1 protein-coding gene is annotated in these 836 nt (G+C 44.5%); it reads right to left on the bottom strand.

All coding sequences use genetic code 11. The features are described 5' to 3' along the window. On the bottom strand, positions 1–836 hold an 836-nt coding region (locus ACFIO3_RS14365; RefSeq protein ID WP_375617400.1), incomplete at both ends, for a phage tail protein.

Genomic DNA, 836 nt, shown 5'->3' with positions numbered 1-836 from the left:
ATATAGCCCCCTAAATTCTCACGCTCTATGCCCATAAAATTCGCTAAAGAACCACCCCCAAACAAGCCTAGACGATAGCCCAACACATCTGTCGTATTCCCATCCCAAAAGTCTTCATTACTAGTAAAATGGGGCATCGAAAGAGCCTGACCTTCATGCTGGTGAGACTGGATTGAATCTGTTTGAATACTTCCAAGCCTACGATGGGGGTCTCGATTACTGCCACCATCAAATCCCCGTAAAAACATCCCTCGTAAATCTGGAACATTAAAGGTTTCTACACCATCTCCTTCTCCCCAAACCGTGCCTATCGTCGCAAATAAATCACCATAATCACGACGCAAATAAGCCTTCCCATCGCAAATTAACCAATCCTTTGGAATCCCGCGCATGCCAAACGTTCCTATAAATCCAGTAGGATAAAGACTGCTTTCTTCTTCTTCTAAAGGGAGTGGGGTAGGATTAACGAGATGCCAATGATCTCCATTATAAAACAATGTATAAATGCACCCTTGTTGGATTTCGCCCCCTGATAAAGGATCAACCCCTAATTCCGTTGCTTTATAAACCGGCTTGCCATCTAAAGAATTTAAGACAATCGTGGTTGCTCCAACATTCCTGCTCGTCGCCATAAAACGCAAAACAATCCCATTCTGATAACCTAAAAACTGTGAGCTACTTTCAAGCCTTATCGTGCTCGTTTGTTGGACATGATCATTGGTAACAATCCCTTCAAGCTCTCCACCCGTGTCTGACAAGTATTCCTTTACGCGCTGCATCATCACACGGGCGCTCGTGTTCACACTGCTAGGATGCTGTCCCTCTGACCAATCAAT

The organism is Bartonella sp. AD328YNZD, from assembly GCF_042196425.1.
Note: the sequence above shows the minus strand (reverse complement) of the source record. Positions and strands in the feature narration are given on the sequence as shown.